We start from the raw sequence: 17,783 nt of genomic DNA, 5'->3' as shown, positions 1-17,783 counted from the left end.
ATTGGGTGTATTAGTTTGTATGGAAATGCGTCTATTTGATAAAATAGATTGCATTTTCCGTATAAAAACGTATCTTTGTGTGAAGTGAATTAAAGACATCGATTATTAGTGGCAATTTTTTTTCGCGCAGCGAAACAAAACATATAAGCGATTGCCTAATATTTAATAGATGATATTAATGATTAACACAATGAAAATACGCTTGATTTTGTCTTTTGTTCTATTGATTTATTCATTGGTCTGTCAAGCAGATGGCGGTAAAGATACCTATATCTTCCGGAAAGTAGATTATCAGCAAGGGTTATCTAATAGTGCTGTACTTTGTCTTTTTCAAGACAATAGAGGGTTAATGTGGTTTGGCACATATGATGGTGTGAATTGCTATGACGGCAGAAATATGGAAGTTTTTCGTTCTGATTTTTCAGCCCAAAAATCTTTGAGTAACAATGTGATTCATTCTATTCAACAGGCGGATAATAATTGTTTGTGGATTTCTACCCATTTGGGAATAAATCGTCTTTCACTGGATTCGCGGCAAGTGGTCGGCTATTATGACTTTACAGATGATTATTATCTACATTCCAATTCTAAAGGAAACACATGGGTGGTGAGTCGTGATGGAATTTTCTACTATAATACATCTTATAAACGATTTGTAAAGATTAATAATCTGAAAGTCTCTGTTGAAGATATGGATAAACGGGCATTCGTAACGGATGATGGTGTCTTGTGGATTTTTATCCAGCATACAGGGGAATTGTTACAGGTTTCGCAGGATGCTTTTGATTGTGATACATTATCAATTTATTCAACTGTTTCATCTACCGATTTTCATGCGAACCCCATTATGGATGTCTTTTATCAGAATGGTGTTCTTTGTTTTATCGATAGTGAACATGATCTCTATGTTTATGATATTTCCCGACAATCTAAAATTTATATTCGTAACCTTTCTTCATTAGTGCAAAAGTATGGTACAATTGCAGGAATAGCTCTTTTCTATGAAGATATTATCATTGGTTTTAGGACGAATGGATTAGTCCGTCTTCGTACATCTCAGAAATATAAAGAAGAAGTGGTCGACCGGAATGTACGTATATACAGTATTTATCGAGATCCTCATCAGAATGTTCTATGGGTTGCTTCGGACGGGCAGGGAACGATTATGTATGCTAAGAAATACTCCATTGCCACCAATTTGATGCTTAATCAACTTTCGTCTAACTTGAGCAGGCAGGTACGTTCTGTTATGACAGACAATCGTGGCGGGCTATGGTTCGGGACGAAAGGCGACGGACTATTGCATATACCGGACTATCGTGAGAGTGAAGAGGCTTCCGCCGTTACAGTCTATTCTCCTGAAGGCAAGCAAAATGTGATGTCTTATATGCGGTGGAATAAAGAATTTCCCGTTTATAAATTGGTCCAAAGCCGTTATATGGATGGCTTTTGGATAGGCTCTGGTGATCCGGGACTTTTCTACTATTCTTTTGCTGATCAAGCTTTGCATTGTGTGGAAAACTTGCCGGCACAACCTACCGAAATTCATGGTATTGATGAGGAAAATGATAGTGTACTTTATGTGGTGACAGCCGGTTCCGGTTTTCATAAATTAATACTTGAGAAGCAGGCAGGTACCATTCGTCTCAAATCCCAGAAAAGCTATCATTTCTTTCATGGTCAGCGAGAAATTACAATGTTCTATCCAATGCTGGCCGAGGGAGATTCTATTTTGTGGCTTGGTAGCCGGGAGAAAGGACTTATACGGTTTGATAAGCGGACTGAAGAATATAAGGTGATTTCTTTGAAAGAAATGCTTCATAAGTCGGTAGACGATGTGCTTAGCTTGTATCGGACCAAAGAAGGGGTGTTGTATGTGGGGACAACATCGGGATTGGTATGTCTGAATTCTAATAGGGGCCAGATGAAAGCTACCTATATCGGGCGGGAACAAGGATTGCTCAATGATATGATTCATGGTGTACTCGAAGATGAAAACGGACTCTTGTGGCTTGGTACGAACAGGGGATTGATTAAATATAATCCGATAAACGGCTCATCACATGCCTACTTCTACAGTGCAGGTGTCCAGATCGGCGAGTTCAGTGATGACGCTTATTATATGTGTCCTTATACACGGGAACTTTTCTTCGGTGGGATTGACGGGTTGCTTTATCTGGATAAGGAGATGCAGGCTGCTCCGGAATTCTACCCGGATATTTTATTGCGTAAGTTGACGATTGGACATACGCAGGTGGTTCAGGAAAATTATTATACGGATGATGGTAAGGCGTTGCAGTTTAAAGGAGCGGAGGTTTCGTTTACGCTTTCTTTTATTGTGCCGGATTTTTTATCAGGAGAAGATATAGAATATTCTTACCAGTTGGAAGGATACGACAAAGACTGGACATCTTTCAGTAGTATTAATGAAGCCTCATATACGGGAGTGCCGGCAGGCGATTATCTCTTTAAGGTGCGTTATAAGAGAGATGTGTTTGATACAGAGTATCGTCATTTTTCTATTCCGGTGCATATTCTCTCTCCTTGGTATCGTTCAGCGCCGGCTTATTTTATTTATTTTATCATTTTCCTGTTATTGTTAGGGTACGTGATATATTTGCTTCGTAAAAACTACCTTCAGGAACGGATGATGAAAACACTGATGGGGACAGAACGTTGTCGGAAATCCGAAACTGCCTATACCGATCGTAGGGTACTTGAAGATTTTACCCTTATTTATAATTATTGCGACCAGTTGCGTGCAGAGAATCTTTCTTATGAGCAATCTCTTGAAAAGGTGTCATTGATACGTGAAACGGTGATGACCGCACTTCTTAATCCTGACACTCTGCATTTGGAAGAACTTAAACAATTCTTTCCGGATCGGTTTATTGTTTCTGCACGTATGAGTATACAAGGAGTTTCCCAAGAAGTATTGCGTACGTTGGAAGAACAAGGGATTGATCATTCTTCTATCACATCAGCGATCCCGGAACATATAACGTTTCCGGTTTACAAGAACGCATTGTATAGTATTCTTTATTGCTGCTACCTTCGTATTGCCGAAATGAAAGGTACATATGGGGTAATAGTAGACATGTCAGAACAAGATGGTAAGATGCAGTTGCATTTTTCTTCTAAAGACGTTACAGTGAAAGCGTTGTATGAATATCTTTCTGATAAAGCCTCTTCTGTAGCGGAGAAAGATGCCGATTATGTGTTTGGCGTACATTTACTATTAGGTTTTGTACGGTCAGCCTTGGAACGGATTCATGCCGTTCTTCGTTATGATCATGATGAGAGTGGCAGTAGGTTGACGATTGTTTTTGAACCGGCGCTCTTACCAGTGACTGGTGAACAAGGGAAGAAAACAGTGCTTTTGCTGGAAGACAGGGACGAAATGACTTGGTTAATCAGTAATTTTCTGGCTGATGAATATGTGGTTCATCAGGTGAAGAGTGTGCAGCTTGCTTTTGAGGAAATTCGTCGGTCGGCTCCGGCTCTATTACTGGTGGATATGACAATGTATGCAAATGCTGAAAGTACTTTTATGGAGTATGTTAGTCGGAATCGTACCTTGCTTTCAAGGACAGCTTTTATTCCGTTATTAACCTGGAAAGTCAGTTCAGCCATTCAGCGGGAGCTGATCTTGTGGTCTGATTCTTATGTTGTACTTCCTTATGATATATTATTCTTGCGGGAAGTTGTTCATAATGCTATTTATGGTAAACGGGAAGCGAAACAGATATATATGGAGGAACTGGGGGATTTGGCAGGCCAGATTGTCTGTACAACTACCGAACAGGCTGATTTTATTCGCAAGTTGTTAAAGGTGATTGAAGAAAACCTGGACAAGGAAGAATTAGGATCAACGTTGATAGCTGATCGTATGGCGATGAGTTCACGTCAGTTCTATCGTAAATTCAAGGAAATTTCCAATACAGCTCCCGGTGATTTAATAAAAAGTTACCGTATGGAAAAGGCAGCCCGTCTGTTACTTGATGAAGAACTTTCCATTCAAGATGTTATTATGGAAGTTGGTATTTCCAGTCGTTCTTATTTTTATAAAGAATTTACCCGTCGGTTCGGGATGACACCGAAAGATTATCGGGAACAGCGAAATGTACGCTGATTGTGCAGGCTAAATTCTTTTGTATAGGTGACTGATTGGGAAACACTGTCGTTTATTTGTTTGTCACTACCTTGTACTCTAAATCCTTTTTGTGGATTGTATCTAATTGATTATCAATGTGTTGGTTTGTGCTCTAATCTGCCATTCTGTGCTTTAAGTATGTCTCTCTATTTTGCCGTTTTTTTGGCAAGGTAGAGCATTTGACTTTTATTTAAATAACCTTTATTTGCAGTGATCTTTTTAAAAGGAATTAACCTTATTACTAATCAAATTTAAGGAATTATGAATGGAAAACTAAAGTATCTTACCTTATTTGTAATGGGTATGATGTTGAGTTTGGGCATTAATGCTCAATCTGTAAAATCAATTTCCGGTACGGTAACCGATGATCAGGGAGAGGCGGTTATCAGTGGTACTGTAAAAGTTAAAAACGGTAGTACTGGAACAATCACTGACGTTAACGGTAAATACACCCTCTCTGTTCCTTCCAATGCTACCTTGGTATTTTCGTACATTGGTTATATTACACAAGAATTTAAAGTCTCGGAACTAAAGAGCAATGTTTTGAACGTAGTTCTGCAGTCGGATACGAAAGCGTTGGACGAAGTGGTCGTTGTTGGTTATGGTACGATGCGCAAATCCGACTTGACAGGTTCCATTTCCACAGCTAAAGGTAAAGACATGCTGAAAGCACAGTCTTTCAATGCGCTTGACGGATTGAAAGGTAAAGTGGCCGGTGTGAATATCTTCTCTAATACCGGTCAGCCGGGAGGAGAGTCACGTGTCATTATTCGTGGTATTTCTACCATTAACGCATCAGCATCACCGCTGTATGTAGTCGATGGAGTGGTAATGTCAAACTTCGAGTTACTTAATCCGAATGATATCGAATCTATCGAAGTGTTGAAAGATGCTTCCTCTGCCGCTATCTACGGTGCCCGTGGTGCTAATGGTGTTATCATGGTGACCACCAAGCGCGGTAGTGCGGGAAAAGGAGTCCATGTTTCCTATGATGGTTCATTGTCTATCGGTAAGATGGCCAAAAAAATAGATGTAATGGATGCTAACGAATGGATGTCTGCCTTTAAGCAGGGATTGGAAAATGCCAATGATTTCCAAGGTAAGAACTTCACAACCGATCTGTCTCAGATATTCACTGACGAACGTTTGTTCAATGCCGACGGTTCTCCGAAATATAATACCGACTGGCAGGATGAAGCATCCCGTACGGCAATTTCTCACAACCACCAGATCAGTATCCAACGTACGGGAGAAGGATCTTCTATCGGAGCATTTATCAATTATACCGATCAACAGGGTATTTTGCTGAACTCTTACTTCAAACGTATCAACGCAAAACTGGCATATGATGACAAACCGACAGATTGGTTGTCTACTTCCGTTAATTTGCTGGTGAACCATACTTGGGGTAACAGAACTTCTGATAACCCCTACGGACAAGGTGCATTGCGTACAATGATCGAACAGTTACCTTTCTTGCCAGTTAAGCTGGATGGCGAATATACGCAGACAAATATAATTAATACAAGTTCTATTCTCAACAATCAGACTGATCCTAATAGTGGAAAACAAGGTTTCAGCCCGGAAGGTGTAGGTAATCCTGTTGAGTTGCTCGAACGAATGCAGGCTATGCAATATCGTACGCAGATCTTTGGTAATGCGGCTTTGACTTTCCATCTCATGAAAGGATTAGATCTGAAAACCCAGTTCGGTATCGATTACCACAATAATCGCGACGCTAACTATACGCCGTTCACTCCGCGTCCGATGATTAATCAGAGTACTGAAGGATCAGCTTCTGCAAGTAATTCCAATTCACTGTATTGGCAGGAAGAAACTTACCTGACTTATGTGAAAGATTTTAATAAACATCATCTTAATGCAATGGCAGGTATGTCTTGGCAGGAATATCGCTATACCTCTTTCAATGCTTCCGACAGTAAGTATATCGATGACTTCTACGGATATTATAATTTAGGTTCCGGTACGAACCGTCCTTCTGTTGGCAGTGATTACGACAAGTGGGCGATGAACTCTTATTTCTTGCGTCTGGCATATTCTTATGACAACAAGTATATGGCTACCGTAACCGGTCGTTATGACGGTTCTTCCAAATTCGGACAGAACAATAAATATGCATTTTTCCCATCAGTCGGTTTGGGATGGATGATTTCTAATGAAGACTTCTTGAAAGATAACTCATTGATCAGCAAACTGAAGTTGCATACTTCTTACGGTCTGACAGGTAATTCGGAAATCGGTACTTATAAATCATTGGCTACAGTGAGCCAGTCGAATACAATCATTGGTGATGCTCTGCACGTTGTGTCCTACTTGGACAATATGCCTAATCCGGACTTGAAATGGGAAAAGACCGGACAGTGGGACTTAGGATTCGAACTGGGGTTATTCAATAACAGACTGAATTTCGATATTTCCTATTATTATAAGTATACATCAGATTTGCTACTCGACCGTCCGGTTCCCGAATCAACAGGTTACTCTTCTATCATGGATAATATTGGAGCCGTTTCCAACCGCGGTGTGGATATTCTCGTTACAGCATATCCTATCCAAACACATGATTTCCAATGGACTTCCACTCTTAATCTGGGCTTCAACAAGAACCGTGTAGAGAAGTTGGATGAAAGTGCTTCTGTTGATCCTGTCACCGGTAAGCGTCAGATTACAACCGATGGTTTTGTTGGTTACGATATGTTGATTCGTGAAGGTGAAGAGCTTTCTTCTTTCTATGGTTATAAGCGTGCTGGTATCTATGATGGAATCCCGTCTAACTGGGACCCGGAGACAATGAACATACCTTCCACTATCGGTGAAAAGGTGACTTATAAGAAACGTGAAATTATCGGTAACGGTTTACCTGACTGGATGGGCTCATTTATCAATACCTTCAATTATAAAGGATTCGATTTGACGTTAGATTTCCAGTTTACATGGGGAGTAGATGTGATGCAAGAATATTATCACTCTACTGTAGCCCGTTTCCTTACCAATGGTATAGACCGTCTTTATAAAGAAGCATGGCATCCTACTCTCAATCCGTCGGGTAAAGAACAGGCAATCCGCCTGAACAACTTTGGTCAGGGAGCTAATAACCAAGCAGATGATGATTGGGTTTGCAACGGTTCTTATTTGCGTTGTAACATGATTCAGCTCGGATACACTTTCAATCCGACACTGGTTAAGAAGATCGGTCTTTCTTCGTTGCGCTTGTATGCGAATGTGAATAACGCATTCCTGATTACTTCTAAAGACTATAACGGATATGATCCGGATAACTCATCTCGTTTAGGTGACAACAAATGGGGTGCTAACCGCCAGTTCTTTACCTATCCGCGTCCGAGAACATTTACGTTCGGTCTTAATGTAGCATTTTAATTCACCGTTATAAAAACCATAAGAATTATGAAACTATTAAAAGTATATATATCTGCATTTTGCATGTGTTCACTTTCTGTGTTGCTGAATTCATGTGACGATTTTCTGAAAGAAGAGCCATTAGATATGAAGTCATCTGACCAGTTCTGGAAGACGAAAGCTGATGCGGAATCGGGTGTGAACGCATTGTATTTCGGTGGTGTACCTTATTTGCATAACACTGATGTAGGCGGTGGTTGGACTCCTAAAGCGACGATGTGGGGTGGTATCGTATCTGGATTGTATGTCGATAAACGTAAGGACAGAACATTTACTACAGCATCCGAAGGTTGTAATTTCAATATTGAATCTTTTGATGATATTGCAATGAAATATTGGCATGAGTTCTATAAAGGCATTTCACGTGCCAACTTTGTTATTGCCAATATTCCGTCAATGACTGGAGTGCTGGATGAAGCTACTATTAATAATTATGTGGCTCAAGGTAAATTCTTCCGTGCATACGGATATTTTTGGCTAGTCAAAGAATTTGGTGGTGTTCCTTATATTTCAGAACCTTACACTTCTACAGAAGGTATGTACAAAGAACGACTTTCTGCCGAAGAGATCTATAAGAAGATTGAAGCCGACTTGCTGGATATTGTCAATGGAGATGCATTGCCTAATAAGACGTTCTATGAAAATGGCTGTTATGTTACCAGGGCAATGGCGCAGACTTTGCTGGCACAGGTTTATCTGCAATGGGCAGGTGCACCGTTAAATGGTGGAGCAGACTATTATAGTAAAGCTGCACAGATGGCTTTGAAAGTGATCAATGACAGTCCTCATGGACTTATTCATCCGAATGGAACGACTGATGATTTGAACTCGGCATATAATGTGATCAAGACTACGAAAGAATCTGCTGAAATCATCTATGCTAAAGAATACAATTACACCAATTATAGTGTAGGCAACTCTTATGCTTGCCGTTCTATCGGAGCGGATGCATTTCAGTGGGGAGTATTCCATCCGGGAGGAGACGTGTTATATAATGCATACCTTCCCTGTGATATGTTGCTTAACAGCTATGATCCTGCTGATATTCGGGGACATGAGAAACAGTTTTTCTTTTGGGAATATACCGATGCTGCAGGGGAGACTCATACTTTGAACAATGCAGGCAACTGGGCATGGTTTGATGAAAATGCTTTGATTAGCGGTCATGACGGCGATTATAATATGCCAGTATTCCGTTTTGCGGAAGTCTTGCTGATTGCAGCCGAAGGTCTGGCACGTACAGGGCATGAAGATAATGCTGTCGGTGGCGCTAAATATTACCTCAACCAAGTGCGTAAACGCGCAGGACTGATGGATGAGACTGCTACAGGAGACAATCTGGTGCAAGCGATTTTGACTGAACGTCTGCATGAGTTGCCGTTGGAATTTAAGATTTGGGATGACATTCGCCGTACTCGTTTGTATCCGGAAGCATCTACTGAAACTGGAAAGTTGAAATGGACTGCCCTTTCATCTGCTCAGATTCAGAACAAGCCTGATGGAAGCACAAGAGCCGGAGCCATTCCTGAATATGCTTTGCTATGGCCTATTCCGTTGGATGAAATTCAGGCTAACCCAGCTTTGGAAGGACACCAGAACCCGGGATGGAATTAATCTGGTAATAATTAAATATTTGTTTCTGATAGAATTGGAGAGAGGGTAAAGGCTAATTATCCTCTCTCTATTGCTTAAACAGTTAGTCTTCCGGTTGTACTCTCGTGGTATGCACATAAATATTACATCTTGATTTCCAGTTATTTAACTTGTACTCTCGTTGACACTCGTTTCCTTTGGTTGACTATACTGCTATTTTTTCTTATTTTGGCGTATCAGAGGACTGATAATTGCTGAAAGATGCTTTAATTTGTAACGTAAAAAAAAGATTTTGATAATCTAGTATTAATAGCTTAATTCGTAGACCATGAATAAAAAGAAACTACTATCTTTCGCAATAGCCCTGCTATTGGGAGCTTCCTCTACCTTTGCGCAAAAGCAACCGGTAGACTATGTGAATCCTTTAATGGGGACTGATTCGAAAATATCACTATCCAATGGAAATACATATCCTGCCATCGCGTTGCCTTGGGGTATGAACTTCTGGATGCCACAAACCGGGAAGATGGGCGACGGTTGGGCTTACACTTATGCATCCGACAAAATCAGAGGTTTCAAGCAAACCCATCAGCCCAGCCCGTGGATCAATGACTACGGCCAGTTCTCAATCATGCCGATGACTAAGCAGTTGAAGATTGATCAGGACAGTCGTGCTTCCTGGTTCTCTCACAAGGCAGAGAAAGCCACTCCTTATTATTACAGTATTTATTTGTCCGAGTATGACATGACAACTGAAATAGCTCCGACGGAACGTTGCGCATATTTCCGTTTCACTTTCCCAGAAACTTCCGATGCCTATGTAGTGATAGATGCTTTCGATCGCGGTTCGTATGTGAAGGTGATTCCCGAAGAAAATAAAATAGTCGGTTATACGACACGCAATAGTGGCGGGGTTCCTCAAAACTTCAAGAATTACTTTGTAATAGAGTTCGACAAACCTTTTACTTTCAACAAAGTATGGGCAGATTATCATTTGGTAGAAACACATCTCGAACTGCAATCCAATCACGTGGGTGCTGCTATCGGTTTTTCAACGAAGAAAGGAGAACAGGTACACGCAAAAGTGGCATCCTCATTCATCAGTCCCGAGCAGGCGGAACTGAACCTGAAAGAAATCGGCAATAAGACCTTTGAACAGACAAAAGAAGCCGGACGTAAGGCATGGAACGATGTGTTAGGCCGTATCAAGGTCGAAGACAGTGATGAGAACCGTATGCGTACATTCTATTCTTGCCTGTATCGTTCAGTATTGTTTCCCCGTATGTTCTACGAGGTAAACGGCAAAGGTGAGACTGTGCACTACAGCCCCTATAATGGTGAAATTCGTCCGGGATATATGTTTACCGATACCGGATTCTGGGATACTTTCCGTTGCTTGTTCCCATTTGTCAATTTGGTATACCCTTCAATGGGCGAGAAGATGCAGGAAGGCCTGCTAAATACCTATCTTGAAAGCGGATTTTTCCCTGAATGGGCAAGTCCGGGGCATCGTGGCTGCATGGTTGGAAACAATTCAGCTTCTGTAGTGGCAGATGCTTTCATGAAGAATGTGACTAAAGCGGATGCGGAAAAAATGTACGAAGGTCTGTTGAAAGGAGCCAACAGTGTGCATCCGAGAGTTTCTACTACCGGACGCCGTGGATACGAATATTATAACAAACTGGGCTATGTGCCTTATGATGTGAAAATTAACGAGAATGCGGCACGCACATTGGAATATGCTTATGATGACTGGTGTATCTACCGTATGGGTGAAAAGTTGGGTCGCCCGGCAGAAGAACTGGATGTTTATAAGAAAAGGAGCCAGAACTATCGTAACTTGTTCGATCCGGAAACTAAGCTGATGCGCGGAAAGAACTCCGACGGAACTTTCCAGACTCCGTTCAATCCCTTTAAATGGGGAGATGCCTTTACGGAAGGAAATAGTTGGCACTACACCTGGTCGGTATTCCACGATGTACAGGGGTTGGTTGAACTGATGGGCGGTAAGAAGATGTTTGTCAGCATGCTCGACTCTGTATTCAATCTTCCTCCCGTATTTGATGACAGCTATTACGGAGGAGTGATTCATGAGATTCGTGAAATGGAGATCGCTAACATGGGAAACTATGCACATGGTAACCAGCCTATCCAACATATGATTTATTTGTATAATTATGCTGGTGAGCCGTGGAAAGCCCAATACTGGCTGCGTGAGACAATGAACCGCCTCTATCTTCCCACTCCGGACGGTTATTGCGGAGATGAAGATAATGGCCAGACTTCTGCGTGGTATGTCTTTACCGCATTGGGTTTCTATCCGGTATGTCCGGGCAGCAATGAATATGTGATGGGAGCTCCCTACTTCAAGAAAGCGACAATTACGCTGGAGAACGGTAAGAAACTGGAAATCTCCGCTCCGAAGAATAGCGATGACAATCGTTATATCCGTTCGTTGAACTACAACGGCAAGAACTATACGAAGAATTACCTGAACCACTTTGATTTGTTGAAGGGCGGGCGTCTGATGTTTGATATGGATAATAAACCGAATAAGGGGAGAGGTGTCAACGAATCAGACTTCCCCTATTCATTCTCTCGTGATGCAAAGTAAGCAGATATGAATAATATGAAAAAGAAAGTATTGATGATGACTATGGCGGCGGCAACTTTGTCCGCCATAGCGCAACAACCAGTGGACTATGTGAATCCGATAATCGGTACCAACGGGATGGGGCATACCTTTCCCGGTGCTTGTACTCCTTTCGGATGGGTGCAGTTGAGTCCGGACACAGATACAATTCCGCATAATGTGAATGGGGCTTATCAAAAAAATGCTTATGAATATTGTGCCGGTTACCAGTATCGGGACAAGACCATTGTCGGTTTCAGTCACACCCATCTTAGCGGCACGGGACATTCCGATTTGGGAGACATCCTGCTGATGCCCGCTGTTGGCGATGTGAAGTTGAATCCCGGACGGGCGAATCATCCGGAAGAAGGATACCGTTCGCGTTTCGACCATGCCACAGAAAAGGCTGTTCCCGGATATTATGAAGTGATGCTGGACGATTATGGCATTAAAGCCCAACTGACGGCGACACAACGGACGGGTGTACATAAATACACTTTCCCAAAAGGAAAAGACGGTCATCTGATTCTGGACTTGGTGCATGGTATTTATAATTATGACGGCAAAGTGCTGTGGGCGAATCTAAGGGTGGAGAATGATACCTTGCTGACTGGATACCGTATTACCAACGGATGGGCTCGTACCAACTACACTTATTTTGCTATCTCGTTCTCGCAGCCTGTCAGAGATTATGGATACAAAGATAAGGAAAAGTCTCTCTACAATGGCTTCTGGCGTCGCTTCAGTCTGGAAAAGAATTTCCCGGAGATCACCGGTCGTAAGATCGTAGCTTATTTTAACTTCGATACCGCTAACAACCCGGAACTGGTCGTAAAAGTGGCATTGTCAGCAGTCAGTACGGAAGGTGCGGTCAAGAATCTGCGTGCCGAAACTTCCGGAAAGAACTTCGAACAGTTGGTGGAAGCTGCCCGTACAGATTGGAATAACGAACTGGATCATTTTGAGATCGAAGGTACGCCCGACCAGAAAGCGATGTTCTATACTTCCCTTTACCACACCATGATTAATCCGTCTGTATATATGGATGTAGACGGTTGCTATCGCGGCTTGGATCATAACATACACCGGGCGGAGGGATTCACCAACTACACTATATTCTCTCTTTGGGATACCTACCGTGCGGAACATCCTTTCCTGAATCTGGTGAAACCGGGACGCAATGCCGATATGGTGGGATCCATGATTAAACATGAGCAGCAAAGCGTGCACGGAATGTTGCCGGTATGGAGCCTGATGGGAAATGAAAACTGGTGCATGAGCGGTTATCATGCCGTTTCCGTGTTGGCGGATGCAATAGCCAAAGGTGTTTTTTCGAATGTGGACGAAGCATTGGCGGCGATGGTGAGCACCTCCACCGTTCCATACTATGAAGGTGTAGCCGATTATATGAAGTTGGGATATATTCCGCTAGACAAGAGCGGTACGGCAGCCTCTTCCACTTTGGAGTATGCATATGACGACTGGACTATCTATCAGACAGCTTTGAAAGCAGGCAACAAGGAAATAGCGGAGGCTTACCGGAAACGCGCCCTCAATTATCGTACGATCTATGATACAAGTATTGGTTTTGCCCGTCCTCGTTATAGTGACGGTTCTTTCAAGAAAGAGTTTGATGTATTGCAAACCTACGGTGAAGGTTTTATCGAGGGCAATTCATGGAATTTCTCTTTCCATGTGCCGCACGATGTGTTTGGCATGATCGATTTGATGGGGGGAGAAAGGACATTCGTGCAGAAACTGGATGAACTGTTCTCCATGCATTTGCCGGAGAAGTACTATGAGCATAATGAAGATATTACAGAAGAGTGTCTGGTAGGCGGATATGTGCATGGTAATGAACCGAGCCACCATGTGCCTTATCTATATGCATGGACTTCCCAGCCGTGGAAAACACAGTATTGGCTGCGTGAGATTCTAAATAAGATGTACAAGAATGATATTAACGGATTGGGTGGAAATGATGACTGCGGACAGATGTCGGCATGGTATCTTTTCTCCGTGATGGGCTTTTATCCGGTTTGTCCCGGTACGGACCAGTATGTGTTGGGAGCACCCTATCTGCCTTATCTGAAGCTGACGCTTCCTGACGGAAAGACACTGGAGATCAAAGCGCCGGGTGTTAGCGACAAGAAACGTTACGTACAGTCGCTGAAGCTGAACGGCAAGGTATACGACAAGATGTATATTACACATGAGGACATACTGAAAGGAGGCGTGCTGGAATTCAAGATGGGCGCGTCACCTAACAAACGCCGTGGATTATCACCGGAGGATAAACCTTATTCATTAACTAACGGAATCAACAAATAATCAATAAAGGAATATGAAAAAGAGACATTTAATCTATGCAGCCTGCCTGCTGGTAGGTATGGGGGCTTGTGCTGCAAGTGCGCAAAAACAAGTGGAGGATAATCCTGACGTATGGAAGGAGTACAATACGGGTGCTATATTGTTTGAGGACAAAGCACCGGAAACGCTGGGATCGGACATTTACCACCGGATCATTCCCGATGCTGAATCATACATCAAGGAACAGGCACGTACTGTATTGGCTACTCTTTACAACTCGCCTGAAGATAGTATTCCAACTGTATACAAGATACATTATACATTGGAAGATGTTGACGGCGTTTCAGCCAAAGGCGGTGGTAATGGCGATGTGACAATCTTCTACAGTACACGTCACATTGAGAAATCTTTTGCAGCGAATGATACAGCTAAGTTATTTTTTGAAACACGCGGGGTACTTTTGCATGAATTGACGCACGCATATCAGCTGGAACCACAGGGAATTGGCTCTTACGGAACTAATCGTGTGTTCTGGGCATTTATCGAGGGAATGGCAGACGCCGTGCGGGTTGCCAATGGAGGATTTGACGGACCGAATGCCCGTCCGAAAGGTGGAAATTATATGGATGGATATCGTACGGCGGGTTATTTCTTCGTGTGGTTGCGTGACAACAAAGACCCTGAGTTCCTGCGTAAGTTTAACCGGAGTACATTGGAGGTAATTCCTTGGTCGTTCGATGGAGCTATCAAGCATATCTTGGGAGATGAATATAACATAGACGAGTTGTGGCGCGAATATCAGATTGCCGTAGGTGATATACAGGCATAATAAAGAGTATAAATATGGTGAGTGTAATGGGTAAAAGAGGATTGTTTTTGGTCTGGCTATGCCTGGTGAGTGCTTTGCCGGGCATGGCTCAAACCGAAAAGCTGATTGATTATGTGAATCCATTTGTGGGGACGGACGGTTATGGGAATGTCTATCCGGGTGCACAGATTCCTTTCGGAGGAATCCAGATGAGTCCGGATACAGACAGCAAATTCTATGATGCCGCTTCCGGTTACAAATACAATCACTCCACATTATTAGGGTTCAGCTTGACTCATTTGAGTGGGACTGGCATACCTGACTTAGGAGATTTCCTGTTCATTCCGGGAACCGGGGAAATGAAACTAGAACCGGGTACTCGTGAGAATCCGGAAAAAGGATACCGTTCCCATTATTCACATGAAAGGGAGTGGGCATCCCCAAATTATTATGCGGTAGAATTGACAGACTATGGAGTGAAGGCTGAAATGACATCAGGCGTGCGCAGCGGTATGTTCCGCTTTACTTACCCTCAATCAGACAAGTCTTTTATCATGATTGACATGAATCATACTTTATGGCAATCTTGTGAATGGGCGAATCTGCGCATGGAGAACGACTCTACCATCACCGGCTATAAACTGGTGAAGGGCTGGGGACCGGAACGCCATGTCTATTTTACGGCTACTTTTTCTAAAAAGTTGACCGGACTGCGTTTTATGCAAGATAAGAAGCCGGTGATTTATAACACTTCCCGTTTCCGTAGCTGCTACGAGACTTGGGGCAAGAATCTGATGGCCTGCATCTCTTTTGAAACAAAAGCTGGAGAGGAGGTGATTGTGAAAACTGCCATCTCGTCAGTCAGCACGAATGGTGCGAAGAATAATATAGAAGAACTTTCCGGACTGACTTTCGATGATCTGAAAGCCAGAGGTGAAGCTCTGTGGGAAAAGGAACTAGGGAAATATACCCTTATTGCCGATCTTAAAACGAAAAGAACTTTCTATACGTCGGCTTACCATGCGGCTTTGCATCCGTTCATCTTTCAGGATTCAGACGGGCAGTTCCGCGGACTAGACAAGAATATAGAGAAAGCGGAAGGCTTCACCAACTATACCGTATTTTCTCTTTGGGATACTTATCGTGCCTTGCATCCCTGGTTCAACCTTGTGCAGCAGGATGTAAATGCCAATATTGCCAATTCGATGTTGGCACATTATGACAAGAGCGTAGAGAAGATGCTTCCTATTTGGTCGTTCTATGGAAATGAAACTTGGTGTATGATTGGTTACCATGCAGTCTCCGTTTTGGCGGACATGATCGTGAAAGAGGTCAAAGGCTTCGATTATGAACGTGCTTACGAAGCGATGAAGACTACGGCGATGAATCCGAATTACGATTGTCTGCCGGAGTATCGTGCAATGGGATATGTGCCTTTCGATAAGGAAGCGGAATCCGTTTCCAAGACGTTGGAATATGCTTATGATGATTTTTGCATCGCACAGGCAGCCAAGAAGTTAGGTAAGGAAGGTGATTACCGATATTTCCTGAATCGGGCATTGTCTTATCAGACTCTGATCGATCCCGAAACGAAGTATATGCGCGGACGTGACAGTAAGGGTGGCTGGCGTACTCCGTTTACTCCCGTTGCTTATCAGGGGCCCGGTTCTGTGCATGGCTGGGGAGATATAACGGAAGGTTTTACGGTCCAATATACTTGGTATGTCCCACAAGATGTACAAGGGTATATAAATGAAGCCGGTGAGGAGTGGTTCCGTAATCGTCTGGATGAATTGTTCACGGTGGAATTACCGGATGATATTCCGGGTGCTCATGACATTCAGGGACGTATCGGTGCTTATTGGCATGGAAATGAGCCCTGTCATCATGTGGCTTATCTTTATAACTATCTGAAAGAACCTTGGAAATGTCAGAAATGGATTCGTACCATTGTTGATCGTTTCTATGGCGATACGCCGGATGCCTTGAGTGGAAATGACGATTGTGGTCAGATGTCTGCTTGGTATATGTTCAATTGTTTGGGCTTTTATCCGGTTGCTCCGTCAAGTAATGTCTATAATATAGGTTCACCTTGTGTTAAGGGTATATCCGTTCAGATGAGTAATGGAAAGGTGATTGAAATGACAGCAGATAATTGGTCGCCGAAGAATGTGTATGTGAAGGAATTATATGTTAATGGTAAGAAATATGACAAATCCTATTTGAAGTATGCGGATATACGTGATGGCGTGAAACTGCGTTTTATCATGAGCAGTAAACCGAACTATAAGCGTGCCGTATCAGATGAAGCGGTAGCTCCTTCTTTGTCGTTACCGGGAAAGACAATGAAATATCAGGTAAATTTTTCAGAAAAGAAAAAAGAGTGGTAATCCTGTTTTTTTTAGTTGATATGCCGGCCTTGAAGAAGTTGTATTTTTCAGAGTAAATGATGTTCAGAATAATGGTGAAGCAGGGGATTGGCGTAGTTATATTAAATCGTCTTGCAAGCCCGTTTTAAGGATGCTTTAGGTGAATTTCTAATTGATAAGATAGTCCATGCAGCTCGACCTGTTGATTAGTTTGCATTCAAAGATGATGACGGGCATATTATATGTATCATGGTAGTTGGGTACATTATAATATGGTGAAGATGACCTTTGAAGGAGTATTGCCTAGTCCTTTAAATTAATGCTAAGTGAGGTTCTGGTATATTGGAATTCTCCGTTGTAACCTATGTAATAATAGATTATAACGGAGAATTTCTTTCTTATTTGAAGTATGATGTAAATAATGACATAAAGTTGGATTTGGTAAGGAGTGGTAGGTTGAATTATAAACGTGCAGTGTCA

7 protein-coding genes are annotated in these 17,783 nt (G+C 42.5%); all 7 read left to right on the top strand.

Annotated features, from left to right (window positions below; genetic code table 11):
- Positions 1-178 precede the first annotated feature (178 nt).
- Complete coding sequence (locus AAHJ11_RS06990) at positions 179-4,132, top strand: helix-turn-helix domain-containing protein (protein WP_259011352.1); 3,954 nt, start codon at positions 179-181, stop codon at positions 4,130-4,132.
- Positions 4,133-4,414: 282 nt separating this feature from the next.
- Positions 4,415-7,552, top strand: coding sequence for a SusC/RagA family TonB-linked outer membrane protein (locus AAHJ11_RS06985; protein ID WP_148366489.1), 3,138 nt, complete (start codon positions 4,415-4,417; stop codon positions 7,550-7,552).
- 27 nt (positions 7,553-7,579) lie between these two features.
- On the top strand, positions 7,580-9,205 hold the full coding sequence (locus AAHJ11_RS06980; protein ID WP_148366488.1) for a RagB/SusD family nutrient uptake outer membrane protein: 1,626 nt from the start codon (positions 7,580-7,582) through the stop codon (positions 9,203-9,205).
- 307 nt (positions 9,206-9,512) lie between these two features.
- Positions 9,513-11,798, top strand: coding sequence for a GH92 family glycosyl hydrolase (locus AAHJ11_RS06975; protein ID WP_148366487.1), 2,286 nt, complete (start codon positions 9,513-9,515; stop codon positions 11,796-11,798).
- Between the two features lie 6 nt (positions 11,799-11,804).
- Positions 11,805-14,147, top strand: a complete 2,343-nt coding sequence (locus AAHJ11_RS06970) for a GH92 family glycosyl hydrolase (RefSeq protein WP_148366486.1) — start codon at positions 11,805-11,807, stop codon at positions 14,145-14,147.
- A gap of 13 nt (positions 14,148-14,160) precedes the next feature.
- The gene (locus AAHJ11_RS06965) at positions 14,161-14,955 is read left to right on the top strand and encodes a basic secretory family protein (protein WP_148366485.1); all 795 of its coding nucleotides are present in this window, start codon (positions 14,161-14,163) and stop codon (positions 14,953-14,955) included.
- A gap of 14 nt (positions 14,956-14,969) precedes the next feature.
- Positions 14,970-17,324 carry a GH92 family glycosyl hydrolase gene (locus AAHJ11_RS06960; RefSeq protein ID WP_167511843.1) on the top strand — a complete coding sequence of 785 codons (2,355 nt, stop codon included), beginning with the start codon at positions 14,970-14,972 and terminating at the stop codon, positions 17,322-17,324.
- Positions 17,325-17,783 lie beyond the last annotated feature (459 nt).

Source organism: Bacteroides sp. 90-K9/2 (genome assembly GCF_047310725.1).
In the GTDB taxonomy this organism is placed as follows: domain Bacteria; phylum Bacteroidota; class Bacteroidia; order Bacteroidales; family Bacteroidaceae; genus Bacteroides; species Bacteroides vicugnae.
The sequence above is the reverse complement of the archived record's forward strand: the minus strand, read 5'-3'. Positions and strand labels throughout refer to the sequence as shown.

Coding starts and splice junctions, on each gene's coding strand:
- AAHJ11_RS06960 (WP_167511843.1), top strand. CDS start 14,970: ATGGTGAGTGTAATGGGTAAAAGAGGATTGTTTTTGGTCTGGCTATGC.
- AAHJ11_RS06990 (WP_259011352.1), top strand. CDS start 179: ATGATTAACACAATGAAAATACGCTTGATTTTGTCTTTTGTTCTATTG.
- AAHJ11_RS06965 (WP_148366485.1), top strand. CDS start 14,161: ATGAAAAAGAGACATTTAATCTATGCAGCCTGCCTGCTGGTAGGTATG.
- AAHJ11_RS06970 (WP_148366486.1), top strand. CDS start 11,805: ATGAATAATATGAAAAAGAAAGTATTGATGATGACTATGGCGGCGGCA.
- AAHJ11_RS06975 (WP_148366487.1), top strand. CDS start 9,513: ATGAATAAAAAGAAACTACTATCTTTCGCAATAGCCCTGCTATTGGGA.
- AAHJ11_RS06985 (WP_148366489.1), top strand. CDS start 4,415: ATGAATGGAAAACTAAAGTATCTTACCTTATTTGTAATGGGTATGATG.
- AAHJ11_RS06980 (WP_148366488.1), top strand. CDS start 7,580: ATGAAACTATTAAAAGTATATATATCTGCATTTTGCATGTGTTCACTT.